The sequence below is a fragment of the Microbacterium sp. sgz311019 genome (genome assembly GCF_056135325.1).
On record NZ_JBWAXO010000002.1, the window covers coordinates 273619 to 299826 of the forward strand.

Below are 26208 nucleotides of genomic sequence, written 5' to 3' on the forward strand. Positions count from 1 at the left end.
CTCCTTCGGCGCACGTTGCCGATGTGAGTCCTCATGCGGCCGGCGCGCACCAGACGGACAGCTAGGGTCATAGTTCGATCTGGGATCCCATCACGATGACACGGTCGCGGGGCAGGCTGAAGTGGTCGCTCGCGTCGGCGGTGATGTGGGAGGCGGCGAGGAACAGGCGCTTGCGCCACCGGACCATCCCGGGCAGGTCGCCCTGGCGGAGTTCGATCTTCGAGAGGAAGTACGTGGCGTGTTCGAGCTCGAGCGGCCCCTCGGACTGCTCGGGTGAGAGTCCTTGCAGGGCGCGGGGGACGTCGGGTGTCTCGGTGTACCCGAATCGGGTCGTCACGTGCAGGATGCCGTCAGTGGGATCGCCGAGGTCGTCCACCCGGAACCGGTCGTCCTCGCCGAGTCGTGGCACGGTGTCGACGTCGACGGACAGGATGATCACCCGTTCATGTCGGACGTGGTTGAATTCCACGTTCGCCCGCAGAGCGAGCGGGGTTGTCGCGCTCCCCGGATTGAGGAAGATCGCGGTGCCGGGCACTTGATCGACGAGGTCCGGGTTGGTGCGGATGTTGCGCACGAACTCGGTCAGCGACCCTTCCGCTTGGCTTCGTCGTGCGGTGATCAGTTCGCGGCCGCGCTGCCAGGTCGTCATGACTGTGTAGGCGGCCAGTCCGATGGCCAGCGGCAGCCACGCGCCGTGGATGAACTTCGTGAGATTCACGGCCACGAACAGCAGATCCACCGCCAGGAGCACGACGGCTCCGCTCCACAGGACCCAGGCCGGGGTGGTCCACCGCTGCCGAGCGAGATAGAAGAACAGGATGGTGGTGATGGTGATGGTGCCGGTGACCGCCATCCCGTACGCGAACGCGAGCGCTGCCGAACTGCGGAACGCGAAGACCAGCGTGATGACGGACACCATCAGCAGCCAGTTGATCCACGGTACATAGATCTGGCCGTGCGTCGACGAGGAGGTGTGCGTCACTCTCAGCCGGGGCAGGTACCCGAGACCGGACGCCTGCGCGGCGACGGAGAACGCCCCGGAGATGACGGCCTGGGATGCGATGACGGTGGCGGCCGTCGCGAGGATCACGAGCGCGAACTGTCCCCAGCTCGGGGCGAGCAGGAAGAACGGTGCGGAGAGGTTCGCGTGGTTCTTCAGCACGAGCGCGCCTTGCCCCAGGTAGCTCAGCGCGCATGCCGGGAAGACCAGGAGGAGCCAGGCCCGCGAGATGGGTCGGCGGCCGAAGTGGCCCATGTCGGCATAGAGAGCCTCCGCGCCGGTGACGGCGAGGACGACTGCTGCAAGGGCGAAGAATGCGATCTGGAAGTGTCCGACCAGGAAGCCGATCGCGTAGGTCGGCAGAAGGGCGAGCAGGATGCGGGGATCCTGGGTGATCCCGCCGATGCCGAGCACCGCGATCACCAGGAACCAGACCACCATGACGGGGCCGAAGAGCCGGCCTACGGCGGCGCTGCCGAACCTCTGCAGCAGGAACAGGACGAGGAGGATCGCGGCGGTGATCGGGACGACCCATTCCGCGAGGCCGGGATTGCTCACCTTGAGGCCCTCCACCGCGGAGAGAACGGAGATCGCCGGGGTGATCATGCTGTCTCCGAGGAACAGGGCCGCACCGAGTACACCCAGGGACGACAGGATCAGGAGGGTGCGTCGCCGCCCGTGAGGCGCCCACCTGCGCAGCAGCGTCAGCAGAGCCATGATGCCGCCCTCGCCGTCGTTGTCCATCCGCATCGCCAGCAGCACGTACGTGACGGTGACGATGAGCGTGACCGACCAGACGATCAGTGAGATCACGCCGTAGAGGTTCTCGGTGGTGAGCGGGACCGGGTGCGGGTCGTCCGGATTGAACACGGTCTGCAGCGTGTAGATCGGGCTCGTCCCGATGTCGCCGAACACCACGCCCAGCGCGCCCACAAACAGCGCAAGGCTGATCGGGCTTCGCGAGGTGCGGACTTCATCGATCACACGCGTCATGCTTGCCACGAGTCGAAGCGTAGAACTCCAGCGGGTTCGTGACCCCTGTCCTAACGGGATCCTTACGGCCGGCCGGGAACCGCCGCATACCCGAGAAGACGCCCCCTCGAACAGGGTCAACATGCGGGCCTCACCCGCCCGCCAGGCCCTCCCTCCTTGGGGTCCCTCCATCAGAGGCGGGGACCGCTCCCAGGGCTCGGAGCAGATTTGAGCAATCTGCCTCAAGAACCTGCATATACCGCCACGCGGTGAGCAAAGTGCCCAAAATTGCGCATCTCGAATTCAGGCGCACCCACGTCTTCGAGGAGGGCTCTCACGAATGCCGCGCAGACACTGGACACGAGGGGGCATTTTTGGCCGCATTTTGGCCGCATTCCATTCGTAGCTAGCTGTTTTCGGACGTCGCGCGTTGTCGTCGCACCCTCGAAAACCCGCGTAATTCCGCGGAAGTTGGCTTTTCGTGTCGCTATGCAGAATGCTCAAAACGTGTTCGAGTCCCTCCAGGGGCATCACTCATTCTTGCCGCCTGATCAGGTGTTCACGTTCGCGTCCGAGCTCATCGCGAGGGACGTGGCCGTCCGGAAGAGACGCTGCACGGCGTCAAGACAAGCACGTCGCGATGCGGCCCACACGCTGAACTCGGATCGGACGGCGCCCCGGCCTACGGAGTCACTGAATCGAGATGGATGGTGCAGTCTCGGACGCACGCGGCCATGTGGCCGTACCCCGTGGCGATGTGGCCGACGAGCACCAGGTCCCCTTCTGGCACGGCGCTGCCGTCGGACAGGAACACGATCAGGATCTGTTGCGACACCTGATACGCGACGTCGCCGGCGCGGTGGGCGGTGAGCAGCGCGGACTGAGAAGCATCCAGCGGCTGCGGGAGGTGCGCGACCTCGGCGACTCCCATCCGGTCGTCGAAGGTCACAGTGACGGGAAGGCGATGGGCGAACTCGCGGGCCGTCGCCGAGTCCGCGATGCGGATGACGACGGTCTCCGGCGTCTTGTCCTGGGCTGATGAGGACCAGGCGGGAACCGTCGCCAGGAGCAGGACGGCGAACAGCGAGATCAGAGCGCGTGGGGCCATGACATCCATCGAACGGCGATGCGCGCGAACGCGGGAGTCCCGGGTCTGACGTGCCCCGACAGGGCATCCCAGCCGACGGCCGGCTCGATCTACCCTCGTGCCATGGACCAACGTTCCGAAGTTCGCGAGTTCTTGATGTCGCGTCGCGCGCGCATCGAACCCGAGCAGGTCGGCCTGCCGCGTGGGGACGACCGTCGGGTGCCGGGACTGCGCAGAGGCGAGGTCGCTGCGCTTGCCGGAGTGAGCGTCGAATACTACTCGCGCCTCGAGCGCGGCGCGATCGGCGGCGCATCGGAGGCGGTGCTGGAGGGACTCGCGAAAGCGTTGCAGATGGATGCCGCGGAACGCGAGTATCTGCTGCGGCTCGCGCATCGGGATGGCGGCGCGAACACCAGACCGCGCCGCCCGGGTAAGCGCGCGGACGTCTGGCATCCCTCGTCGAGCATGCAGTGGTTCATGGACTCGATGACAACGGCGGTGGCGTTGGTCGGCAACGGCCGGACGGACCTGCTCGCCTGGAATCCCTTGGGGGCGGCGCTGATGGAGGAGCTCCTCGCGACAGCCACCACATCGCCGCCGAACTTCGCGCGGTTCATCTTCCTCGAGCCGGTCGCCCGCCGCTTCTATCCGGATTGGGATTCGATCGCCGGCATCAACGTCGCACAGCTGCGCACCGAGGCCGGACGCGATCCGCACAGCAAGGAGCTCCACGATCTCGTCGGAGAGCTCTCGACACGCAGCGACCACTTCCGCCGGCTCTGGGGCCGCCACGACGTGTGGGAGCACCAATCGGGGGTGAAGCGCTTTCACCACCACGTCGTCGGCGACCTGACCCTGCATTTCAACGGACTGGACGTCGTCGGGCAGGAGGCGATCCAGCTCACCGTCCTCGCTGCCGAGCCCGGCTCGGCCGACCATCAGGCGTTGCAGCTGCTCGGCAGCCTCGCCGTCTCCGGGGAGCCTGTTCAGTCGCACCCGGCACCCTCACGTCCCGGAGCGAACACGTGGTGACCGCTCGAGCGCACGCTCGCCTAACCTGACAAGAAGAACGCCTGGCAGTCGACCGGCGAACGGAGGCTGGCGATGACGGCGGTGGAGATCCTGGGGTGGGCCGGCACCGTCACCGCCGTCGTTCTCGGCCTGCCGCAGCTGGTCCGCCTCGCGCGAACGAGGAATGTGGAAGGGCTCTCGCTCCCGGCCTGGCAGGCGTTTCTCGCAGTCAACCTCGGATGGACTGCGCACGGCATGTCCATCGGGCAGGCGCCCCAGGTGGTCGCCAGCGCTCTGTCCTTGTGCTCCACGGTGCCGATTCTGTTCCTGTTGGCACGCCAGCTTCGTCGCAGCTTCCTCGTGGCCCTGTTGCCCGGCATCGTCCTGGCCGCGGCAATGATCCTCGTCGACCACATCTTCGGCTCGGGTGCCTACGGGGCGATCGCGATCATCCCCGCCGTGCTCGCCAACGCCGGGCAGAGCGTCGCCCTGGTCCGCGCCCACCACGTTCGGGGCGTGTCGGTGCTGTTCCTGATCTTCGCCGTGCTCAACCAGGTCATCTGGCTGATCTGGGCCATCCTCATCGCCGACCTCGGCACGATCATCGCCGCCGCCACCACGGGAAGCATCGCCCTCTTCAACCTCAGCTGGTACATCGCCCGCAGACTCGGGTTGCCTGCCATCGGCACAGCGGCCAACCCCAGCCGGCGCCCCGGCGAGCAGCGAGTCAGGTCGACCCAGCCGCGGTGATCGGCTCGCGGGTGGCCGCGGAGCCATCTGCACCCGCTATTGGACGATGACCTCCTGGCCCTGCCCGACGTCGACGATGACCCCGATATACGACGGCACGGCTGCGGCGATCGACTTCTGCAGCTCGTCGATCGGCGGGGTCGAGCCGTCGTCCGTCGTGATGTCCACGGTGGCCGTTCCGCCCGACCACTCGACCCCGTACACGCGCGCCCCCTGCTCGCCGGAGAGCCACGCAGCCGTCGCATCCTGGATCGATACCGACCAGCGCGCGAGGGCGACGGAGACGATCGAGTTCGCAGCGAGCGGGATGGTGATGATCACGGCGAGCACTCCGACGATCACGTACGCGCGGCGACGGTTCGCCACCGGCGACGACCCGGGGTCGCGGGCGTACCCGGCCAGCGTGAAGACGATGCTGCCGGCGATGATGAGCGCGATCACGTTGGAGAAGAAGAGCCACAGCGCGCCCAGCGCATCCGTCCAGAGTCCCTGCCCCGCGCACACGCCCACGACGCCGAGGGGTGGAACGAGCGAGATCGCGATCGCGACGCCCGGGAGCACCGCACTGAGGTCCTTGCGGCACATCGCGAAACCTCCCGCGAACCCGGTCGCCAGGGCCGCGACGAGATCCATGAAGCTCGGCGACGTGCGACCGACCACCTGCGAGTTCGTGGCGAGACTCTCCGGCGTCGCCACGAAGACCGAGAACGCGAGGCCCAGCACGATGACGATGATCAGCCCGGCGAGCACCCACAGGATGGAGCGCACGACGAGGCTGAGCCGTCCGGTCACGATGCCGAGCCCGATCGCGAGGATGGGGGTGCCCAGCGGCGCGATGATCATGGCGCCGATGACCGTTGCCGTCGAGTCGGTGATCACCCCGGCGATGGCGATGATCCCCGCGATCGTGAGCATGATGAGGAAGCCGCTGCGTTTGCCGGCCCGGTCGCCCGAGCCGAGATCGAGCGCCTCCGTCACCTCATCAACGGTTTGACGTTGCGTCGGCGGAATCAGAGTGTGCAGCATCTCGGAGAGCGTTGCCATGCGCACATCATCCCGGACGGTCGCCGCGGATACGAGCCGCCCACGCGGTCCGCGGGCGCCGGTCAGAGGATGTGTGCGAGCTTCTCAGGGTTGCCGATGCCGTGGATGAAGCTGATCCGGTCGTCCCCGTACTCGAGGGCGAGGACCGCAATGACCCGCCCGCGGCGACGGGCGACGACCCCCGGGGCGGCGTTGACCTCGGCGGGCGAGAATTGCAGTCCGAGCCCGCCGACCGAGGCCAGGAGCTGACGGGCGACGTTCTCCGCGCCGACGGTGACATTCTGCGGCGCCCCCGGGATGCGGCCGCCGGAATCGAAGTGCCCGCGTGCATCGGAGGCCAGCACGGCGACGAGCCCGTCGAGGTCGCCGTCCGAGGCCGCCGCTGCGAATCGCTCCGACAGACGACGGGCGGTGGCCGGGTCGACCGAGAAGCGGGCGGCTCCGTGGTCCGCGATGCGCCGGCGGGCGCGGGAGGCGGATTGCCGTGCAGCCGTGGGGGAGACTCCGAGCACGTCGGCGATCCGGTCGAAGTCGAGGTCGAAGACATCATGCAGCAGGAACGCGGTCCGCTCCGCCGGGGTGAGCTGCTCGAGCACGACCAGCAGCGCCATCCGCACCGAGTCGTCCAAGGTGACCCGGTCTTCGGGGAGCGTGCGCTCGTCGGTGACGATCGGCTCCGGCAGCCAGGGGCCCACGTACGCGCGCCGGGAGTGCTCGTGCGCCCGCAGCCGATCGATCGCGAGACGCGAGGCGACCGTCACGAGCCAGGCGCGCGGTTCGTCGAGGGGTTCGTCCCCGCGGGCGAGCAGCCGAAGGTACGTCTCCTGGGTGACGTCCTCCGCCTCGGCGACCGATCCGAGCACCCGGTAGGCGACATCGCGCACCAGTGGTCGGTACGCGGTCCAGAGGGAGGCGAATTCGGTCATGGCATCAAGACGATCCACCACGGGCGGATGTGACGCAACCCTGCGTCGCATCCTGCCTGTCACATCCGACCCCCGTCACTCGTCTTCTTAGCGTGAATGACACGTCCAAGGCCCAGACCTCGCCGCGTCCCCGTACGGCCGGGGGACCACCACGCCGACTCGTGAATGCGACCGCGCCGATCGCGAAGGCCCTCGCGGGGCGGCGCGGGGTCCCGCTGTGGGCGGTGATCCGGCACCGTGGCCGACGAAGCGGAACCGCCTACGAAACGCCGATCGCGATCGTGCCCACGAAGGATGCCTCGATCGTCATGATCGGGCTGCCGTGGGGCCGCGACACCAACTGGGCGCGCAACGTCATGGCGAGCGCCGGCGCCTCGCTGCGGTGGAAGGGGCGGGAATCGACCCTGACCCGGCCACGCATCGTCGATGCCGCGGAGGCGGGCCGCCTCGCGCGGGCACCGTTCGACCGCGTGCTCGCGCGCTTCCCCGCCGCGATCGTGCTCGAACAGCCGTAGCGGGCCATCGACGACCGACGGTCCTGCATTCTCGGACCCTGACGAGCGACGCCAATCAGCCCCACGCGCGGGGCCACACCGGACGTCGCTTACGACGCCTTTCGCTGCGTGGTCCGTTGCGGGCGGGTGCGCAGTCGCCGAGGAACCCGGAACGGCAGGATGAGGAAGACCGCCACGACCAGGTAGCCGATCACCGCGGCGACCGGGAACCAGAAGCCGACGAGGATCAGCGCGATGTAGCCGCCGAGGCCCGGCGTGAGGCGATCGGTGAGCAGCGCGATCTCGACGTCGTCCGCTTCGCTCGTCACGAGGCCCGCCGCCACCGCGTAGCGCCAGAGCGTCCAGATGAGCGTGGCGCACACGAGAAGCGTCACTCCGTAGACGGTGGATGCCACGCGCTCCGCGCCGCTCACCTCGATGAACTCTGACAGCAGCCGGGTCACGAACGGCATCAGGCAGACGAAGAACAGGAACACGAGGTTCAGGCGAAGGAAGTTCTGATCGACGCGATCGATGTACCCCGTGATCGCGTTGTGGGCCAGCCACAGCGCGCCGATCGTCGAGAAGCTCACCAGGTAGCCGAGGTATCCCGGCCACTCCTCGAGAACCGCACGCCACAGGTCATGTCGCGACGCAGCGGAATCGGGGATCGCGAGCTCGAGCACGAGCAGAGTGATCGCGATGGCGATCACGCCGTCGCTGAACGCCTCGAGCCGCCCCTTGCCCTCACCGCGATGCGAACGATGTCGCCGAGCGGGTTCCGGTGTCCCCGCGACATCGAGCTTGTCGTCCTCGCCCATGCCCTCATTATGGAGCGGCGTCGAGCCCTTCCTGGGGTGAAAGCCCGGATCGGCCGGCGCCGAGTTCGGCCGCCGGAGCGGGCGAGGCGGACCGCAGCCCGAGGCGATCACGCTCGAAACGTTCGGACGCGACATCCCCGAGGAGTGATCGCTACGCCGTCTTGGGTGGCTTCGGCGGGTTCTTGTTGACTTTGCCGTCGGTCGGGGCGGGGAGCGGTGTTCCGTCGAGGGTGATGAGCTCGGGCAGCGGGGTGTGGAGTGGCCCGGGCCAGGGCTGCGGGGCGTCGGGCGTCGGCGTGGGTGTCGGCGGCGCGGGCTGGATCACGGTCGATCCCGGAGCGGGCGGCACCGGGCGGGTCAGTGAGGCGTCGACGAGGTGGGCGAGAGAGGGAGCGTCATCCACGCGTGGGACGCCCATCGGGGGCAGCCCGAACAGATCCATGATCGTCTTCGGGATCGACGCGTGTGAATGCCATTCCGGGTCTATCCGCTGCACGACGTTGCCGCCGAACATGATGAGCGGGATGCGGGAACCGCCGATGATCTGGAATCCGTCCGGGTGCAGAGCATCCGGAGCAGTTTCGATATCGGGCGTCGGGACGGAGTCGGCGTAGCCGCCCCAGTCGTCCCAGGTGAGGATGAAGACCGTCTCCTCCCAGCCGCCGCCGTCGATCACGGCCTGCACCCGATCCCAGACCAGTCCGTGACCCTTGCTGATGTAGTCCGGCGTGCTCACCAGCGGCGGATGCTCGTCGTACCCCGCCGGCGACCAGACGTAACAGATCTCGGGGAGGGTGCCGCCCTTGGCCATCGGGATGAATTCCGCCGGGCGCAGCACGTGGCTGTTCCCGGGGGCTGAGGTCAGCGAGGTGTAGAACTTCGTTGGGTAGCCCGACTGGTCGGGGAAGGCCGCCCACGAGACCTTCGCGGAGTCGGCGAGGCTGAAGATCGACGGCAGGTTCCACACCGGATGCGGGCCGACGAACGGCGGGTTCTTCAACGTCGGCATCTGGCCGCCGATCGCGAGCATGTGCCCGGGCGTGGAGTTGGATCCCGAGCCGAAGTGGTGGTCGCTGAACACGAACTGCTTCGCCAGCCAGCTGTAGAAGGGGATGACGGTGTCGTTGTCGAGCTGCAGCCGCTCGGCCGGGTAGTCGCCCATCGCGTAGTGCACCCACGCGTTGCGGTCATGGGGCTGGTCGAAATTCGGCGGCGTGGTCAGCAGGTTGCCCGAGTTCGCGACAGCCGCTCCCCACGCCGACATCGTCGGGAAGTAGAAGTCCGGCGTCTTGTTCTCCTGGAGGAACACGATCACCCGCCGCGTCGCAGCCATCCCCGCACCCCCGGTCGTGTCGACGTCACTGCCCCCCATGCAATCACGGCGACCGCCACAGCAGAAGGGGACTGCGCACGCACGGGCGCGCGGGGGACTCGACGACGCTCACGTGACCCTCACGGCCTGATCACGAGGTCTGAATGGTTCCGACGAGGGCCGTCGCGGATCGATCGGGGTCGGCGCTCCGGCATACGATTCGATCGCTGCGGCGACGTCGAGGCAGCTCTGCTCGCAGAATCCCGCACCGATCACCTGCACCCCGATCGGCAAGCCTGCGGCGATGCCGCCGGGAACGGCGACGGCGGGAAGGCCGAGTGCATTGCACGCGCTGGTGATCGACATCAGGGCGAACGTCGCGGCGACATCGGCGAGACTGTCGCGAGCCGCGAAGGGAAGGCCTCCGTACACCGGAGCGACGACGACGCGTCCGCCATCCAAGAATTCGCCCCACGCGCGCTGCAGGCGTTGTCGTGCGACGTATGCCTCCAAGGTGACGGCCGGTGCGGGTGGTTCCGACAGCGCGAACAGCCGCTCGACGAACGTCGCCTGCTCGATGCCCCACGGCGGCTGCAGCGTCTCCATGGCAGTGGTCATATCCGATTTCAGGATGTCGAGCCAGACAGCGGCCGCCTCCTCGATGCCCGGCGGCTCCACTTCTTCGACGACGTAGCCGGCATCCGCCAGCGCCTCGCCGATCGCGGCGACAACCTGCCGGATCTCGGAGGCTGTCCCTCCGGGAGAGGGATCGGGGACGAGGGCGATGCGCACGGGTCGGCCGTCGGCGGCGGCATGCACGGGCACCGGCACCGACCATGGGTCGCGCCAGTCCGCGCCCGCCATGACCTCGAGCGCGACGCGCAGATCGGCCACACGGCGGGCGAGAGGTCCTTCCGCCAGCATCAACTGCAGACTGATCGGCTGTTCCGCCGGCACCTGCATCGCTGCGCGGGGGATGCGCCCGAGCGTCGGCTTCAACGCTGCGATCGCGCAGCACGAGGCGGGCCACCGCAGCGAGCCGCTGAGGTCACCGCCGACGCCGAGCGGGCTCATCCCCGTCGCGATGGCGGCGGCCTCGCCTCCGCTGGATCCCCCCGGTGTCACCTCGGGACTCCAAGGGTTGCGGGTGGCACCGTGCAAGGTGCTCACGGTGTGCCATCCGATGCCGAAGTCGGGACAGTTCGTGCGCGCGATCGGAATCGCGCCCGCGGCGCGGAGCCGTTCGACGTGGGGAGCATCGGCCGACGGGACGGCATCTGCGAGGGCGGGCACGCCCTGTGTGGTCGCCGAGCCGGCGAGGTCGATGTTCTCCTTGACCGTGATTCTCAATCAGGTTTGTCAAGCCGTTTCGTGAGGTTCATGGCCCTTCCTCCCAGTGGTTCTTTCGCCTGGAAGGCGCGTAGTGCCGCGGAGGGTCGGAGGCGGGAGTGCAACCCGGAGGGCGGTGGAGGAGAGAATCTCGGCGCGAAATAGGGGAGCTTGCGACCGCGTGCCGTGAATCTCGGCGGAGGCGGCAGCGCAGCCGCTTGCGCGAACGACGCCGGCCTGTATGCCGCCGAGGGCTTCCAGACGAAAGCGCGCAGCGCGCAGACCGTGCCTCCCGGAGGGCGGCGGCGACTCGGGTGTGTTGTAGCGCGCAATCGGCACCCCGACCGCCCGGGCGATGCCGAGCTCGAGGAGCGCAGCGTCCGCCGCAGACGACGCGCGGGGCGCGCACCGGCATGGCATTCATTGACATGACGGCAATTAGTGTGAATGATCGATTTACGCTCCGCCGCGGGCGCTGACCGCTTGGTCTGACGTGTCGGACGTCGCCCGTCCGCTGAGTGAAGGGCTCGTGCGCATCGATAGCCGAATTGGTCGATTTGAACACGTGGGCCGCCAGGTCCACACCGGCCCGAGTGACTGGCGGTTCCCTCCCGGGCCCGAATTTGCGCGTGAGGTTGCGCGGTGAACCCAACTTCTCGGGCGAGGGTCCATATCCTCTGGGCGATCGTGGCGATCGCGGCTGTTGTGATCGCGGTGGCGGGCGCTATCGCTGTAATGCGACCCCCACAGCCGCCCACGTCCGGCTCGCGACTGGCAACATACACGATCGTATCGGGGCAGGTGGGTCAGGTTGATCCCGCGCAGGCGGGCGTGACGTTCGGGGCCGGGCAGAGGTTGACGTCTGGACTGTCGGGGACACTGACGCAGCTATCGGTCGACCCGAAGAAGCAAATTGGCGTTGGGGACGTGATCGCGACGGTCGATCTGCAACCAGTCGTCGTCGCTGAAGGGGCGATCCCTGCGTTTCGTGACATGTCGGCTGGCACAAAGGGTCCCGACGTCGCGCAGCTGCGCGCGTTCCTCGGACTGAGCGACGGTCAGGTCTTCGACCGCTCGGTGACGCGGGCGGTCCGCTCGTGGCAGAGCCGACTGGGAGCGCCCGTCGATGGCGTCGTCCACCTGGGCGATCTCCTCTTCGTCGCACAATTGCCCGGGAAGGGCTCCGTGGCGACTGATCTTTCGGTGGGATCCGCGATCACGACCGGTACGCCGTTTCTAACGATGGCCGCGGAGAGGCCGGACGTGTCTATCAATGCTGCGTCCAACCCCACATTCGCGTCCGGGATGAAAGTATTGCTGACGCTCGCTGACGGCTCGACCATTCACGGAGTGCTATCGGGGCCAACCACCACGTCGGATGGGCAATCCGTCTTCTCGGTTGTCGATGAGTCGGGGGCGTCGGCATGTACGGAGGTCTGTGCGTCGACGCTGTCCGCTTCGACGACGACCATCATCCCCGCATCGGTTGAGGTTATCCCCGTCGCGAAGGGATTGGTGGTCCCCGACTCCGCTCTTGTCACGGGCCCATCTGGCGACGCGAATGTGCGCCTCGCGAGGGGTGGGACGTGGCCGGTCACGGTCACGGCTCGCGGACAGGGGCTGGCCCTTGTTACTGGCATCGATGCGGGAACGAGCATCCTTCTGTTCACCTCGAGCGAGTGAGCCACGCGTGATCGAGACCGTCGAGCTAAGTTTCGGCTACGGGCGTGACGCGCCCGTCGTCTCCCGTATGACCGCGTCTTTTCCACGGAGTTCGATGACGGCGCTGACGGGTAGATCGGGTTCGGGAAAGTCGACGTTGCTGTACCTGCTTGGACTGATGCTGCGCGGAACGAGCGGATCACTGATGGTGGACGGCGTCGAGATGATGGGCGCACCTGACTGGCGGTGTGCGCAGGTGCGTGCGGAGCGCATGGGCTTCGTGTTCCAAGATGCCCTTCTTGATCCGGCACGCAGCATCATCGACAACGTCCTGGAGGGCGCCCTGTTCGGTGTGGCGCAACCATCAGCCGCCGACGCTAAGCGGCTGCTGCATCAGTTCCAGGTGACCGTCGATCCCGAAAGAAGGCCCGGCCAGATCTCCGGAGGTCAAGCGCAGCGGGTGGCCCTGTGCCGTGCATTTATCACCAACCCGGAGATCGTCTTTGCTGACGAGCCCACCGGGAACCTCGATGCGGAATCAGCCGATGTTGTCTGGGCTGCGCTGCGCAGGCATGCAGACGAGGGCGGCGTGGTCATCGTAGCCACACACGACCGCGGCCGCGCGGACACGTGCGACGCGACGATTGATGTGAGTCATGCCCCTTAGCCGCACGAGAGCCATCACCGAAGCGATCGGCAGTGCGAGAGCCCGTCGGTCTACAACCATCGTCATAGCGCTGATCGCCGCGGCGATGATGTTCACGACCTTTCTAACGGCCGGGCAAGGCGCAGCGGCGGAAGCGCAACTACTGAACCGCATCGACGAGGCCGGACCAAGACTGCTCACGGTGACGATTACCGAACCCGATCCCGGTCTCGCCGCCGATGCCATCGCCCGCGTCACGGCTATCCACGAGGCGGAATGGGTGCTCGCGCTCGGGCCGGCCACAGACGTGCACAATGCATCTTCCGATGGCGGGCGCGCCAACGTCGCCGCGCGTGCAGTGCTCACCCCGCTCCCATCACTGGTGCGCGTCTCCCCGGGAAGGACACCGCAGGCAGGGGAGGCGATCATCAGCGCACGCGCGCAGTCAGCTCTGCAATTCGGCCAGCCATCCGGGGCCATTCGCGATGGCGGCACGGTCAGGCCTGTGGTCGGCCGGTACAGCGCGTCCGGTGTGCTCGGAGATCTCGATCGCCTCGTGCTCATTGAGCCGACCGATCAGACTCAGGTCCGCGCAACGCTGCTCTACGTTCTCGCGGACTCCACGGCCGATGTCGGCGTGGTCTCCCGACAAATCAGGGCGGTCGCCGGTGTTCAGTCCGACCATCTGCAGATTCAGACGTCGGACGACCTCATCAATCTCGGAAAGATCGTCAGCGGCTCCGTCGGAAGCCTCGGTCGTCAGCTTGCGGCGGGCGCGATCGGGGCGGGAATGGTCCTCGTTTCCCTGACGATGATCCTTGCTCTCAACGCGAGACGCCGGGACATCGGGCGCCGACGAGCCCTGGGAGCGTCCCGGAGTGCAATCGTCGCGCTCACCGTCCTCGAGGCATCGGTGCCCGTGATCGGCGGCGCCGTTCTCGGAAGCGTCTTGGGGATTCCGCTCGTGGCCATGCTGGCCGGATCACTGCCGCCGTGGTCGTTCATCGCCGGGGCGGCGGTGCTCATCGTGATCGCGGGGCTCGTTGCCGCCGTTCCCCCCGCAGCGATCGCAGCCCGGCAAGATCCGGTCCGCGTCCTACGGGTTCCCTAATGGCGGCAGTACCGACAGGCAACCGCAGTCCCAGGCCACATAGGGCGGCTGCCGCGTCCAACAAGCGCCGGGCACGTCCGCAAGAATCCTGAGAACTTCGAGTCACCCGGGGAGAACAGTGAACCGAACACTTAACGCCGCCAGCCTGCTCATTGTTGCACTGGTCATCCTCTGCGGGTGTGCCGCAACGGCAACGCCTTCCGCTCACGCATCCCCCGCGGGCGCCACCTCGACACCATTCAACGGAACCCCAGCAGAACACAACATCCTCGTCCGCGCGTGCATGCGGGACGCGGGATTCAAGACTGTCGAGACGCCCACCGACGAGACCGGATTCGCTGTCGACTCCACAGGACACACGTCGCAGGAGGTGATGGACAACCTCCAGAAATGCGAGGAGAAGGTCGGGTCACCGAAAATGACTGCGCTCTCCGACACCGAGCTGAAGGCCCGCTACAACGTCCGGATCACGCAGTGGAATTGCCTAATCCGGAAGGGCCTCGTCCACGGAACTGCTCCAAGCTTCGACGTCTTCGTCGACGGATACCAACGCAGCGAGCAGCAGACCCTGTGGGAGCCAACAGCGACCGCCGCGACGACGGACAGCGCAGGACACCCGGTAAGCCCTTCCAGCGTGTGTCCTCGCCCGGGGTCGACATGGTGACTAGTCATCTGATCAGTTCAAAGCCGCAATACTCTCCCGTCAAACATATATTCGGAATGCCAGTTAGCCCAAAAGCTTGCGAAAATGCTTGCGGCTGACCTCATTCACGTTGTACGTTGTGCTCAACAATATCTCCTCGAGCTTGACGAAAGGACGTTAATGCGAAAGGTATTTACACGGAGGAGTGGTCTCGCCACTCTCGGCGCGTGCGCGGCGGCAATCGCACTGGCGGTCGCTGTTCCAATGGCAGCAGAGGCGAGTACCTCCGCATCCGGTACCCGTGGCTGCGGGGCACAATATGGATACCTGACCACCACCGGGAATACGTACGTCGACAACCAGCCACCTGGAAGCGTCCTGGTCTTCCACCACGGCGCGTCTGGCACCTTCCAGGACGAGGCGGCGTACTCGAATGGCGTCGGCAAGACGGGTGGCGGATACTGGAACGGAAGCGTGGGTGGGACGAGCATCAATTCGGTCCCCTCGTGCCAGTCATTCGGGTAGTTCTCGGATTCGATTAGTCCAGTTTGAACGCGCTCCTCTTGGGGGGCGCGTTCAAACTGGTCGCGACAGAACTGCGGACTCACCGTTGCGTGGACTCCGTCACTTGATCGAACTATTGAGTCTGATATCCATCCCGAAAACCCAGTTGATCCCATTCCCGGCAGTAGCCCCAGTCGGAGTCTCGCTGTGGTTTCAATTCCGGACATCTTAGAAGTTATGTACACCGAACAACCGGCGGGCAACATGCTTCCCTTCAGCAATTGGTCGCCGAGCTGGCACCCGGGCTGATTGACACGCCAGGCGGCGGCCCCGCCACCGCTGCGGTGTTCTCACGGTCTGCTCCCATCCGGGCCGCGTCGGCGACGAGGCAGCTTTCGCCGCGTTGGCGGGAGTTGCCCCCAACGCCGGTGTCGAGCGGCAACACCGTGCGACATCGGCTGAACCGGCGCGGAGACCGCCGCGGTCATGTGATCGCTGGGGTTTGGAAGGTTGTTCCGTCGCGGAGGATCGCCCAGATGACGTTGATCCGACGTCGTGCGAGAGCGATGAGTGCTTGCTTGTGAGACTTGCCTTCGCGTCGTTTTCTGTCGTAGAACTCCCGGGACACGGGGCAGGCCCTGGCGGCGATGAATGCCGACAGGTAGCACGCGTTCAGCAGTCGCCGGTCATAGCGTCGCGGCCGGTGATGGTTGCCAGAGACCTTGCCTGAGTCGCGCGGGACGGGTGCAAGGCCCGCGAAGCTGGCGAGCCGGTCCGGGGTCCCAAAGTAGGTGAGGTCCGTCCCGGTTGCGGCAAGGAAATCTGCGGCCAGGCGGGTCCCGAACCCTGGGATGGTCATCAGCGGCCCGGCGAGGGGATTCTTCTGAAGAACCTCGACGATCTCAGCTTCGACTTCTAACACCTCGCCCCGGATCCGGAGAAGGTCACGAGCGATCCGCGCGACCAGGCGTGCTGCGGCTGCCTCGCCGGTCACGGTGGTGTGCTGCTGCGCAGCTGCCTGGACAGCGGTCGCCGCGACGGCCGCGGACTTCGTGCAGTAGTGGTTCTTCAACCACGTAGCCAGACGCCGTTCGCCCATCCGGCGGATCGCCCCAGGAGTCTGATACTTGGTCAGCAGAAGCAGCGGCCCCTTCGTGGTCGCATAGTTGAACGCGTCCTCGAGCGTCGGGAAGTAATGCAACAGGAGCGCGCGCAGACGGTTCACCGTGCGGGTCCGGTCATGAACAAGATCCTCCCGTCGCGCAGACAACAGCCGCAGCTCGGCGGAAATCTCATCAACCGGGCGCATCAGGTTCACGTCCCGACGGATACGCGCCTGATCAGCAATGACCACGGCGTCCTTGGCATCCGTCTTCGCCTCGCCCCGATAGGTATGAGCGGCGTGATAGGCGGCGCGACCCGGGATGTAATGCAGCGGCTGACGGTGTTCCGCGAGCACGGCCTGCAGCAGACCCGACCCGCCGTGGTTCAGATCGGTCGCCCATGCGACATCGATCCGGCCGGGAAGACCCGCGATGTCACCGAGCAAGGTGAGGATCTCGGGTTCTCGGTTCGCGAACCTGCGGGACAGGAGCTTGTTCCCGTCAGCGTCGATCACAACGCAATGATGATGAGTCTTGCCGGCATCGATCCCGGCCCACAGCTGCGGCACGCAGACGTCCTCTCCTTCGGGGGTGGGGGTGTGCACCATCAACGACCATGCCGGCATGTCCTTACGGGGCGACTGTTCGCGTTTCTCAATGAGCGGTCCTGCCGTTGCGGGGTCCCGGGTGGCTAATCACGGCATGCCATCGGTTGGCGGAAGGCACGAAACCATGCCCGGAACCCCTGGCGCGTTCCGAAGCATACGAGCGCCCCGGATCCACGCCATTCACAGTAAGGAACGGCACGCCGTGCAACGGCCCCAGCGGGGCCCCTTCTGCGACCGCACGATCGGCCCTGCCGGCCGCATCCCTCGCGTGATCGGCGAGGACCACCGTGATGGCGTTGACGTCCCCGTTCACGGCGGAGATGCGGTCGAGATGGGCATCGATGACGTCGCGCGACGAGAACTCCCGTGTTCGGATGCCGGCCGCCAGCTCGGCTGCGCTCAGACGCCAGAGCCGACTCGTCGAGTCGGTCATCGTTCGCCCTTCGTCGTGGCGAACGCAACGTCGGCGAGCGCCGCACCGGATGCGATCATGTCGACGAACGTCCGCACGAAGCGTGCCGCGGCTGCTCCGTCGACGATGTCGTGGTCGAGAGAGACCGTCACACACAGGTGCTCGCGATCTCGCAGCTCGCCGTCGACCAGCTCGAGCCGCCTCGCGATACCGCCCAGTGTCACCTCGACACTCGTCGCGCTCGGGGCGAACCCCCACCCGGGCACGCCGGCGCTGCCTGCCCCGACATTCGAGATCGCGATGACACCCGCCTCGGCGAGGAAGCGGGGATTCCGCGCGAGATACCGCACGGCGGGTCTGTACACGGCCACCGGCAGATGCCGCAGACCTCGCGGAGCCGGGGCATCCTGAGCCTGCCCGGCGCGCAGCCGGGCGCTGAGCTCGCGCACCGATGTCCGGTCGGCCCCGTGCAGGGTCAGGAATCCGACCGTCGGTTCACCGCCCTGCATCCGTTCGAGATAGCAGACCACATTGATGTCGTCGAAAAGCACCAGCTTGCGACCGTGCCGTGCGGAGTTCAGCGCTGGATGCTGCGCGACCGCGCGCGCCAGACACGCCGCGGTGTACGCGGTGAGGGAGATCGATTCGCCGGTGTCGCGGCGATGCTCGCGGATCATCCGCCGTGGCTCGGTCACGTCCGCCTCAGTGAAGGCCAGGATGAGCCGGCGCTTGTTCGCCACGCGCATCAAGGCTGACATCACGCGGCGGCTGCGGGGCAGCGGGACGATCCGATATCTCGCTGCGCGGGTTCCGGTTTTCACGGCACAGTCGCCCTCTTCCCCATGGAGGGCGCTGCGGGTGCAGCGGCAACGGGGATCGCGCGTGCGGTGCGGAAGAGCGCGCGACTGAGCAGGATCAGCCACACCACCGTCGGAATCAGCGAGAGCATCGCGATCAGCACGCCGATCTGGCCCAGGTTGGCGGGGACGAGCATCGAGATGCCGGTGATGATTCCGACGACGCCGGGGAGCACGCCGAAGACGCGATATCGGACCATGGCGACGGAGAAGATCAGCGTGCTGGCGGCGCCGAGGAGGTAGCTCAGACCGAACGAACCGCCGTTGTAGAGCGTGAGCAGCATCTGGCCAGAGGCCACCAGCGCGGCCCGTTGTGTCGCCGTGGCGGCGGATGCGTGCTGGTTGCTCAGCAGCCACATCGAGAACGTCGCCTCGCGCGAGAAAAGGAACAACGCCACGCTGAACAGGCCGAGGACCAGTGCGACGAGCGCTGAGGTCGCGGACACTCGCCGGAGCACAATGAACAGCGCAAGGTAGAACGGGATCATCACGAGGTAGTCGATCGTCAGGAGAAGGTCGAGGTCGAGCAGACCGAGCAGCGGATTGCGCTGGAAGAGGTCGAAGTACTCCAGGACCGTCTGCGGGGGCGGGATGAGGATGAACACCAGCGCCTGGATCGGGATCATGATCACGACGACCACCGCCGCGACGGCGCCGATTCTGAGCAGGGGCCGCCAGTGCGCGTCCACGACGGCGGACGGTTCGACGCGTTCCCGCGCTGCGGCATCCATGAATGCCCCCGATCTGAGCGATGGCCCGGCCTTCGCCTTCGAGCACCGATTCAAGTCGGCCCGCCCCGTCTGCCCCAGGGTCGAAGGTCCTGAATGGTCGTCCTGTACAACGGGTTGCTCTGTCATGCAACCCCGTCTCGCCCGTCCGGGCGACGTGTTAGGCCGGATGGTATGCACGGAGACGCGTTCGTACTGGTCGGCGGACCCCGCGACGGACAACTCGTCGATGAGGCGCCGTCGGGATATCGGGCTGCCGGAGACGTGGGAGCGGCCGTGAGGCTGTTCGAGGGCTTCGAGGCCGAGCCCGCGGTCTGGGTGGGAGCAGGCGACCCTGCATCTGCGGACCCCCGGCCTCGCTGAGGGGCGGAGACGCGATGCGAGGCAAGTTGCATCATGTGCCAGGCCGGCGAAAGACTCTGTAGCACAGGGCCATTCTCACGTCGAAGGATGGGCCGGGGAGGCGAATGATGAGCGAACCACAGTTCGAGAGGCTCACCGAGCGCGAGGAGGAGATCCGCGCCGAACTCGGTCAGGTGGTGGCCACCGACGTGGCGCGCCGGGACGAGCTGAACGGACAGTTGACCACGATCATCGCCGCCAGGGCGATCATCGAGGCCATCCGGGACTCACGGCCGTAACCGCGGGCCTCAGCCGCGACGACCGGCGTCCTCGACGATCTCTCGGGCGTGCTCCGAGAGGAGCCGCCCCGAGCTGCGCGCCTGCTCGCGAAGCCGGCGGAAGGCCTCGTCCATGTCGACGGTGTCGCGGTACGAGATGATGCCCTTCGCCTGCTCGATGATGACGCGGCTGTCCAGGGCGCGTTGCAACTGGGCGCGCGCGACGTCGGACTCGCGGAGGACACGTTCATGGAGGATCCCGATCGTTGCGATGTCGGCCAGCGCCTGTGCCGCGACCGCGTCGTCGGCGTTGAGGGGGCCGGGCTTGTCGCTGAAGAGATTGAGCGATCCGATGACCTGCTGGCGGAGGCGGAGCGGGATGGCGTGCATCGACTGGTAGCCGAACTCGGCCGCGTCCGTCGCGAAGGTCGGCCATCGGGCGTAGGTCGCCGCGATGTCGTCGACGGTGACGACGCGGCCGGTGCGGTAGGCGTCGACGCACGGTCCCTCATTCGAGGTGAGCTGCATGAGGCTGATCAGCCGGCTGCGCTCACTCGTGGATGCCACGACCTCGAGCTGGTCGTTCTCGTTGGGGAGCAGAATCCCGGCGTCAACGGCGTCGAGGGTGCTGACGCAGCGATTGACGAGCCGGTAGAGCAGGTCGACGATGTCATAACCGGCGACAAGGGTATCGGCGAGTTCCACGAAGGTCTCGACGAGCTCCCGTTCCCGCTCCCGCGCCGCCATGATGCCAATGTACGCCTGCCGAGCGATCATTCGGCGAAGTCCAGGCGGCGAGCGACGACGTCCGCAGCGACGTCCGCGACCGAGGTCTCCATGGCGAAGGCATGGGCGCGCAGCACGAGCAGTGCGTCGTCCGCGGGGATGCGCAGCTGGGCGATCACCATCCCGGTCGCCTGATGCACGATCCTCCTCGATGAGGGGTCGTTCACCACGTCCTCGCCCCGGTGGTCCATGGCGTGTCTCAGGACGACGACGGCCGTCTCGTCCGCCATCGTGGTCGCCGTGGCGACGTCGGTGGCCGACATGGCATCGGGCAGAGGGGAATACAGATCCACCGCGCCGATGCTCAAGCGCCCGACCGACAGGGGGAAGGCGTAGGCGCTGAGGATCTCGTGCGATGCGATGGCTTCATGGATGACGGGCCACGACGCCGTCAAGGGCTTCCGCAGATCCGGCATGAGCACAGGTGATCCGGACGCCTTCGCCTGCCAGCAGGGCCCTTCGCCATAGTCGAGCTGCAGCCGATCGAGCGTGGCCGCCAGCGGATCGCTCCAGCACAGGGTCTCGAGCTCGAACGGGGGTCCGAGTGTCGAGATCGCAGCGTGCTGCACCGGGAGCGCGGAGACGAACTGCGCGCACAGCTGCGCGGCGCCGTGTGTGCCGAGCGAGTGCATCATTCTCCTTACCGAGGGACAGGGCCCGCTGACTATTCGCGCCTTGCCCTCACCCTACGCCCGGCGTCTCGTCCTCCCCGGGCTAGACGGACTGTCGAACCTGCAGCATCGGGCATTCGAACGGGTCGCGTTCGCCGAGACCGACGCGATTGATGTAGCGGACGACGATGCCGTACGACTGCCACAACCCGGTCCGCGTGTACGTGAGACCCTGATCGCTGCAGTACCGCTCGATGATCGCCGATGCACGGCGAAGGTGAGGCCGCGGCATGGAGGGGAACAGGTGGTGCTCGATCTGGTAGTTCAGCCCGCCCATCACGGTGTCAAGGATGCGGGAACCGCGGACGTTCCGACTCATCAGCACCTGTCGCCGCAAGAAGTCGACCTTCACGTCGGCGGGGACGATCGGCATGCCCTTGTGATTGGGTGCGAACACCATGCCCATGTAGACGCCGAACAGTCCGAGTTGCACACCCAGGAACGCGAAGGCGATCCCGGGCGAGAGCACGAGGAACACCAGGACGGGGAAGGCGATCAGCCGCACCGCGAGGAATGCGATCTCCACCCAGCGGCGCCGCAGCGGCTCCCGCGACAGGACACGATGGACGCTCGACGCATGCAGCGAGAGACCCTCGAGCAGCAGGATCGGGAAGAAGAACACTCCCTGATGAGCCATCGCCCAGCCGAGCACGCCCTTGCGGGCCGCGCGCCGCGCGTCGGCCTGATCGGCCGTGAAGGAGATCACCGGGAGCTCGATGTCGGGGTCTGCGCCGATCTTGTTCGGGTTCGCATGGTGTCGAGTGTGCTTGTGCTGCCACCAGCCGTAGCTCATCCCCACGATGAGGTTGCCGATCACGAGGCTCGTCCAGTCGTTCCACCGACCCGAGCGGAAGATCTGGCGATGCGCCGCGTCGTGACCGAGCATCGCGACCTGGGTGAACAGGATCGCGAGACCGGCCGCCGTGAACAGCTGCCACCAGGTATCGCCGAGCACGATGAACAGCAGCAGGGCCGCGGCGACCACGACCGGTACTGCGACGAGCTTCGTCCAGTAGTACCCGTACCGGCGCCGCATCAGACCGCTGCCGACGACGACGCGCGACAGCTCGGTGTACGCGTTGGTCGCCGTCCCGCGGGTCGCCCGAATGGGTGACGAGCTGGAGCGAGCCGGGATGATTCCCGTCATTTCGAACCCTGCCGATCGACAAGCGCGCACCTCGTGCGTCGCGCGAATGGCGGGGTCCAGGGCATCCGCCCTCAGTCTACGCGCGCGTCGTCACGGCGCGGCGGTCTCACCCAGAACACCGGCGTCCTCAGATCGACCGTCGGGTTCGGGGTCGTCCAGACTCCGGCGCGCCCTCAGCTCACGGCTTTGATCGGCTGAACGAGATCGGCAGCCAGAGCCGTGAACTGCTCCGCGACAGCGGGCCATCCGATCGCGGCACCGGGCGCGCGCGCCGGACGTCCCGCTCGCACCCCGGGGGCACTCAACAGTGACTCGATGGCATCCGCGATCCGGCCGGGGTCCGCGTCGTCCACAAGCACTCCACCCCCGCGGGCGAGCAGTTCGACCGCGTGAGGGAATCGCGTGGCGATCACGGGGCGGCCCGCAGCGAGAGCCTCGAGGAGCACCGCGGATGTCGTCTGCTCCGGTGAGTCGTAGGCCAGCAGCACGACGTCGGCCGCCGCGACGGCCTCGGCGAGCTCAGTCCCATCACGGTAGCTTCCGTCGACCTCGACGAGATCGCCGACGCCCGATTCCCCGGCGAGGGCGAGCAGGGATCGCCGGTACCGCTGACCGTTCTCCATGACGATCTTCGGATACATCGCACCGAGGACCCGATAGGCGGGCGCCGCGCCCCGCCGCTTCAGCTCCGCGATCGCCTGGATGCCGGCTTCGACACCCTTGCCCGGCCCGAGCAGGCCCCACGTCAGGACGGTCGGGGAGTGATCCGGAACAGGTGCGGAGGATGCTGCGAGTGCCCAGTCATCCACTCCGCGCGGGATCACCCGGAGACGCGAGAGCTCGACACCGTACTTGTTGCGAAGCAGGCGCGCACCGGGCCTCGTCATCGCCACGACCACGTCGGCCCGCTGGGCGATCGCCTTCGTGACAGCACGCTGTTGCAGCGTCGGCTCGGCAAGGATCGTGTGCATCACCACGATGACGGGGGGCTCGATACGGTCGATCAGGTCGATGACCTCGTCGCCGTCGGTGCCCCCGTACATCCCGAACTCGTGCTGCACGATGACCACATCGCATTGGTTGAGCTCGACAGCGGCCCTGTGCCGTCTCTCCGGCTCGTCGGGGCGCAGGACGCCCGCGATCCGCTGGCGGAGGCCTGGCATCGACGGCCCCGCCGGGGCGCCGTCGTCCACGCGGACGATGACCGACTCATCACCCGGATGCGTTGAGATCTCGCCGACCAGGGCGGCGGTGAAGCTTGCGACTCCGCACTTCGTGGGGGGGAACGTGCTGACGAACCCATACCGTGTCATCGGACACGCCCTTCCTCTCAGGCGCATGCGCCGAGGGCGAGACGTCTGCCGGATGGCACCCCCCGCGGAACCGTGACTCACGATCCGGTCAGCGGCCGCTGGATCGAGCATCCAGTCACCGCTGTTGGTCTCATGCTACGCGAGTTGCGTCCTCGGGCCGATTGTCGATGCGGTTACTCGAACGACGCGAGACTTGCGAGTAGCGAGACATCGACGCCGCCCTCGGGCAGATCAGCGCACTTCCGCTGAAGCCCTCCGTCCGGCCTGACGCAGCAGCATCTCGAGCACCACGCCGGTCGTGGCGGCCATGGCCGCGGCCATGACGGCGCCCGCCATCACCCCGATGAGCACCGCGGTCGCCGCATCCTGCCCCTCCTGCCACAGCGGGGTCGCGATGGCGAGGAACAGGCCGAGGGCGACGAGCCACGCGGCGGCGGTACCTGCGATCCACCAGCCCGCGCGCCTCACGTGATGGCGCAGCTCGAACCATTGCGCCGTGCCGATCGACAGCAGGATGACGGCCACCGCACCCGTGAGCAGCATCGCCTGTGCGGACGACTCCCACTCGATCCACATCGGCTCCAGGGTGGAGGGGACGAAGCCCGCGCCGTACGCGACGAGGGCTCCCGCGACTGTGAGGAGGATCCAGGCGGTCCGCCTCAGCCGGGGGAGTCGTCGGCGGAGCACGGCGGCCTGCCCCGCTCCCAGCACGGCGCCTTCCAGCGCGCCGGCGGCGAGGAGAAGGGGGACGAAAGCCGGCGAATCCCCGGCCAGGACTCCGACGGTGGCGGGAGCGACGAATCCGACGGCCTCCGCGATCGTCACCACGGCGATCCACCGGAGGAGCCAGCGGCTGTCCCATCGCGGGGCGGGGTGCTCCGTCGCGACGGCGGTCCCCGCATCCTCACCCGTCTGCGCGAGTTCCTCGGTCGACATGCCCCGATCGTCCTGCGCGAGCACCGCGCATCACGGGTCGAAGGTCCCGCACGCCTCCCCGGCGCACAGCAGAGGCCGCACCGTGCATCAGCAGCGGCGCGGCCTCGGGCGCGTGCTCCGGACTCAGCTGGCCGGAGGTGCCGGGACGGCGGAGCCGTAGGCGACGGTGAAGCCGTCGGTGTCGCCATCCGGGTTCGACGGCGTCGAGACCTGCACGCGGTTCTGCACCATGACGCCGCTGTCCCCGGTCGTCAGGCCCGGGTTCCTGCCGTTGACCGTGCCCGGGTCGAACGTCGACGTGCCGTAGTGGGCGAGCGGTGCGACCTTGCCGCCGACCTGCGGTGCTTCCTCGATCCACTCGGCCGACGTCTGCGGCCCCGTGTAGTTCTGGACCGTCGAGAACGACGTGCCGGTCGTCGTGTCGGTGAGCGTGATGGTCCACGACGTGCCCGATCCCTTGGTGATGGATGCGGTCATGACATCGCCCGGGTGGACGGTCATCGACGGGATGACCGTCTCGGCGGTGGGGAGGATCTCCCACCACGCCCGGTAGGTGGCACGCCCGTGCGAGTTGTCCGACTCGGTGCCCGTCTGGATGAGGCTCGAGTTGTTGAACCCGTCGATGCCGATCCAGTTCGACGAGTAGGTCGCGGTCTTGGTCGACCCGGCGGCCGGCACGGTCCACGTGCCGGTGATGCTGTTGTACGGCGCACCCGAGGTGATGGCGTAGCCCGACCAGTTGGAGGACGACCAGGCGGCCGATGTCGTCGTCGCCCCGTGGTTGGGTATCCGTGGCTTATGGAAGATCGCCTCCGCACCGGATGCGGTGGGCCCGAGCAGCGCTGCCGCCACCAATCCCACCGAAGATACCGTCGCCACCATCCTGCGCCAGACCATAGCCCACCTCATCTCAGTGCGTCGCCCGCGCCGATACGGGCGATGGAGGACGCAAGTCTAGGGTGGGCACAGCGGCCCCTGGGGATGCATCCAGCAGAACCATAGGATGGCGCCGCACGGGCGTAATCTGAGGGTGTGTCCCAGGTCGTGCCGACATACACGGCGGCGCAGGTGCGCGCGGCCGAGGCACCGCTGCTCGATGCCGGGGTGCCGCTGATGCGGCGCGCGGCAGCGGCGCTCGCATCCATCGTCGCCGAGGTGGCCCCCGCGCGACTGCTCGTGCTCGCGGGCGCGGGCGACAACGGCGGCGACGCCCTCTTCGCGGCGGCGGATGCGGCATCCCGCGGCGTGCAGGTCGACGTCCTGCGCACGTCGGACCGCGTGCACGAGGCCGCGCTCGCAGCGGCGCTCGCGGCGGGTGCACGGGAGATCGAGACAGTGGATGCGGGGCACGACCTCGTGCTCGACGGCATCCTCGGCATCGGCGCCCGCGGCGGGCTCCGCGGACGGGCCCGCGAGGTCGTCGCATCCCTCCTGCCCGCGTCGCCCCGCGTGATCGCGGTGGATCTGCCGAGCGGCCTCGACCCCGACGACGGGAGCTCCGACGGGGTCGTGCTGCCGGCCGAGACGACCGTGACCTTCGGCGCCGCGAAGTCCGGTCTGGCCCGGGGGAGCGGTCCGCAGCTCGCCGGGCGCATCGTGCTCGTGGAGCTCGGCCTCGAGCTGCGCGACCCCGTGGGGTCGGTCGACGTCGCAGAGATCCGGTGAGGGGCACTGGCGGTACCCGTATCAGCCGCCCCTGGAACAACCGCTGAAGC

At 67.4% G+C, this 26208-nt stretch carries 26 protein-coding genes and 1 pseudogene; 10 read left to right on the top strand and 17 right to left on the bottom strand.

The genetic code is table 11. The annotated features are described in order from the left end of the window. Positions 1 to 67: 67 nt before the first annotated feature. Both AC0NZN_RS04140 and AC0NZN_RS04145 read right to left on the bottom strand, forming a co-directional pair. Positions 68 to 1984, bottom strand: a complete 1917-nt coding sequence (locus tag AC0NZN_RS04140) for a potassium transporter Kup (protein ID WP_474590997.1) — start codon at positions 1982 to 1984, stop codon at positions 68 to 70. 670 nt (positions 1985 to 2654) lie between these two features. Next, complete coding sequence (locus AC0NZN_RS04145) at positions 2655 to 3080, bottom strand: cyclophilin-like fold protein (RefSeq protein ID WP_474590998.1); 426 nt, start codon at positions 3078 to 3080, stop codon at positions 2655 to 2657. Between the two features lie 102 nt (positions 3081 to 3182). On the opposite strand from AC0NZN_RS04145, the gene AC0NZN_RS04150 reads away from it, so the two are divergent. Together AC0NZN_RS04150 and AC0NZN_RS04155 are read left to right on the top strand one after the other, a co-directional pair. After that, positions 3183 to 4091: a helix-turn-helix transcriptional regulator gene (locus tag AC0NZN_RS04150; protein ID WP_474590999.1), complete on the top strand. Its 909-nt coding sequence runs from the start codon at positions 3183 to 3185 to the stop codon at positions 4089 to 4091. A 72-nt stretch (positions 4092 to 4163) separates the two neighbouring features. After that, positions 4164 to 4820, top strand: a complete 657-nt coding sequence (locus tag AC0NZN_RS04155) for a SemiSWEET family sugar transporter (protein ID WP_474591000.1) — start codon at positions 4164 to 4166, stop codon at positions 4818 to 4820. Between the two features lie 36 nt (positions 4821 to 4856). Here AC0NZN_RS04155 and AC0NZN_RS04160 read toward each other — a convergent pair whose 3' ends face one another. Then, positions 4857 to 5864: a TIGR00341 family protein gene (locus AC0NZN_RS04160; protein ID WP_474591001.1), complete on the bottom strand. Its 1008-nt coding sequence runs from the start codon at positions 5862 to 5864 to the stop codon at positions 4857 to 4859. Between the two features lie 62 nt (positions 5865 to 5926). Further along, complete coding sequence (gene sigJ, locus AC0NZN_RS04165; RefSeq protein WP_474591002.1) at positions 5927 to 6790, bottom strand: RNA polymerase sigma factor SigJ; 864 nt, start codon at positions 6788 to 6790, stop codon at positions 5927 to 5929. 92 nt (positions 6791 to 6882) lie between these two features. Here sigJ and AC0NZN_RS04170 point away from each other — a divergent pair, with 92 nt between their 5' ends. Then, positions 6883 to 7305, top strand: coding sequence for a nitroreductase family deazaflavin-dependent oxidoreductase (locus AC0NZN_RS04170; protein ID WP_474591003.1), 423 nt, complete (start codon positions 6883 to 6885; stop codon positions 7303 to 7305). Between the two features lie 89 nt (positions 7306 to 7394). On the opposite strand, the gene AC0NZN_RS04175 is transcribed toward AC0NZN_RS04170, so the two are convergent. From AC0NZN_RS04175 to AC0NZN_RS04185, 3 genes are all read right to left on the bottom strand, one after another. After that, entirely contained in the window at positions 7395 to 8105 is a 711-nt protein-coding gene (locus AC0NZN_RS04175; RefSeq protein ID WP_474591004.1) for a TMEM175 family protein, read from the bottom strand. Positions 8106 to 8256: 151 nt separating this feature from the next. Then, entirely contained in the window at positions 8257 to 9438 is a 1182-nt protein-coding gene (locus AC0NZN_RS04180; RefSeq protein WP_474591005.1) for an alkaline phosphatase family protein, read from the bottom strand. A 108-nt stretch (positions 9439 to 9546) separates the two neighbouring features. Further along, positions 9547 to 10767, bottom strand: coding sequence for an amidase family protein (locus AC0NZN_RS04185; RefSeq protein ID WP_474591006.1), 1221 nt, complete (start codon positions 10765 to 10767; stop codon positions 9547 to 9549). A gap of 666 nt (positions 10768 to 11433) precedes the next feature. Between AC0NZN_RS04185 and AC0NZN_RS04190 the strand changes: the two genes are divergently transcribed. The 5 genes and pseudogenes from AC0NZN_RS04190 to AC0NZN_RS04210 form a co-directional block, all read left to right on the top strand. Beyond that, positions 11434 to 12429, top strand: a complete 996-nt coding sequence (locus tag AC0NZN_RS04190) for a hypothetical protein (RefSeq protein WP_474591007.1) — start codon at positions 11434 to 11436, stop codon at positions 12427 to 12429. A 7-nt stretch (positions 12430 to 12436) separates the two neighbouring features. After that, on the top strand, positions 12437 to 13075 hold the full coding sequence (locus tag AC0NZN_RS04195; RefSeq protein WP_474591008.1) for an ATP-binding cassette domain-containing protein: 639 nt from the start codon (positions 12437 to 12439) through the stop codon (positions 13073 to 13075). A gap of 85 nt (positions 13076 to 13160) precedes the next feature. Beyond that, positions 13161 to 14165 (top strand): ABC transporter permease, encoded by a 1005-nt coding sequence (locus AC0NZN_RS04200; protein ID WP_474591009.1) that lies wholly within the window; start codon positions 13161 to 13163, stop codon positions 14163 to 14165. Between the two features lie 118 nt (positions 14166 to 14283). After that, positions 14284 to 14829 carry a hypothetical protein gene (locus AC0NZN_RS04205; protein ID WP_474591010.1) on the top strand — a complete coding sequence of 182 codons (546 nt, stop codon included), beginning with the start codon at positions 14284 to 14286 and terminating at the stop codon, positions 14827 to 14829. Between the two features lie 803 nt (positions 14830 to 15632). After that, a pseudogene (locus AC0NZN_RS04210) lies at positions 15633 to 15794 on the top strand (transposase); the annotation flags it as partial. Between the two features lie 2 nt (positions 15795 to 15796). Here the strand turns inward: AC0NZN_RS04210 and AC0NZN_RS04215 are convergent. The 4 genes from AC0NZN_RS04215 to AC0NZN_RS04230 all read right to left on the bottom strand — a co-directional run bounded on the left by AC0NZN_RS04215 (position 15797) and on the right by AC0NZN_RS04230 (position 19023). Further along, the gene (locus tag AC0NZN_RS04215) at positions 15797 to 16984 is read right to left on the bottom strand and encodes an IS110 family RNA-guided transposase (RefSeq protein ID WP_474591011.1); all 1188 of its coding nucleotides are present in this window, start codon (positions 16982 to 16984) and stop codon (positions 15797 to 15799) included. A gap of 85 nt (positions 16985 to 17069) precedes the next feature. Further along, the gene (locus AC0NZN_RS04220) at positions 17070 to 17456 is read right to left on the bottom strand and encodes an amidase family protein (protein WP_474591012.1); all 387 of its coding nucleotides are present in this window, start codon (positions 17454 to 17456) and stop codon (positions 17070 to 17072) included. Beyond that, positions 17453 to 18175 (bottom strand): 2-oxo acid dehydrogenase subunit E2, encoded by a 723-nt coding sequence (locus tag AC0NZN_RS04225; RefSeq protein WP_474591013.1) that lies wholly within the window; start codon positions 18173 to 18175, stop codon positions 17453 to 17455. The genes AC0NZN_RS04220 and AC0NZN_RS04225 overlap by 4 nt, the downstream gene beginning before the upstream one ends. A gap of 77 nt (positions 18176 to 18252) precedes the next feature. Next, complete coding sequence (locus tag AC0NZN_RS04230) at positions 18253 to 19023, bottom strand: DUF4386 family protein (protein WP_474591014.1); 771 nt, start codon at positions 19021 to 19023, stop codon at positions 18253 to 18255. A 467-nt stretch (positions 19024 to 19490) separates the two neighbouring features. On the opposite strand from AC0NZN_RS04230, the gene AC0NZN_RS04235 reads away from it, so the two are divergent. Further along, a complete protein-coding gene (locus tag AC0NZN_RS04235) occupies positions 19491 to 19661 on the top strand; it encodes a hypothetical protein (RefSeq protein WP_474591015.1) in 171 nt (56 codons plus the stop codon). A gap of 9 nt (positions 19662 to 19670) precedes the next feature. Here the strand turns inward: AC0NZN_RS04235 and AC0NZN_RS04240 are convergent, their stop codons facing one another. From AC0NZN_RS04240 to AC0NZN_RS04265, 6 genes are all read right to left on the bottom strand, one after another. Next, positions 19671 to 20387: an ANTAR domain-containing protein gene (locus tag AC0NZN_RS04240; RefSeq protein WP_474591016.1), complete on the bottom strand. Its 717-nt coding sequence runs from the start codon at positions 20385 to 20387 to the stop codon at positions 19671 to 19673. A gap of 26 nt (positions 20388 to 20413) precedes the next feature. Beyond that, positions 20414 to 21061, bottom strand: a complete 648-nt coding sequence (locus tag AC0NZN_RS04245) for a GAF and ANTAR domain-containing protein (protein WP_474591017.1) — start codon at positions 21059 to 21061, stop codon at positions 20414 to 20416. A gap of 79 nt (positions 21062 to 21140) precedes the next feature. Then, on the bottom strand, positions 21141 to 22244 hold the full coding sequence (locus tag AC0NZN_RS04250; RefSeq protein ID WP_474591018.1) for a fatty acid desaturase family protein: 1104 nt from the start codon (positions 22242 to 22244) through the stop codon (positions 21141 to 21143). Between the two features lie 173 nt (positions 22245 to 22417). Further along, positions 22418 to 23557: a glycosyltransferase gene (locus AC0NZN_RS04255; RefSeq protein WP_474591019.1), complete on the bottom strand. Its 1140-nt coding sequence runs from the start codon at positions 23555 to 23557 to the stop codon at positions 22418 to 22420. A 231-nt stretch (positions 23558 to 23788) separates the two neighbouring features. Then, complete coding sequence (locus AC0NZN_RS04260; protein ID WP_474591020.1) at positions 23789 to 24493, bottom strand: hypothetical protein; 705 nt, start codon at positions 24491 to 24493, stop codon at positions 23789 to 23791. Between the two features lie 123 nt (positions 24494 to 24616). Then, positions 24617 to 25390: a G1 family glutamic endopeptidase gene (locus AC0NZN_RS04265; protein WP_474591021.1), complete on the bottom strand. Its 774-nt coding sequence runs from the start codon at positions 25388 to 25390 to the stop codon at positions 24617 to 24619. 135 nt (positions 25391 to 25525) lie between these two features. On the opposite strand from AC0NZN_RS04265, the gene AC0NZN_RS04270 reads away from it, so the two are divergent. Then, on the top strand, positions 25526 to 26158 hold the full coding sequence (locus AC0NZN_RS04270; protein WP_474591022.1) for an NAD(P)H-hydrate epimerase: 633 nt from the start codon (positions 25526 to 25528) through the stop codon (positions 26156 to 26158). Positions 26159 to 26208 lie beyond the last annotated feature (50 nt).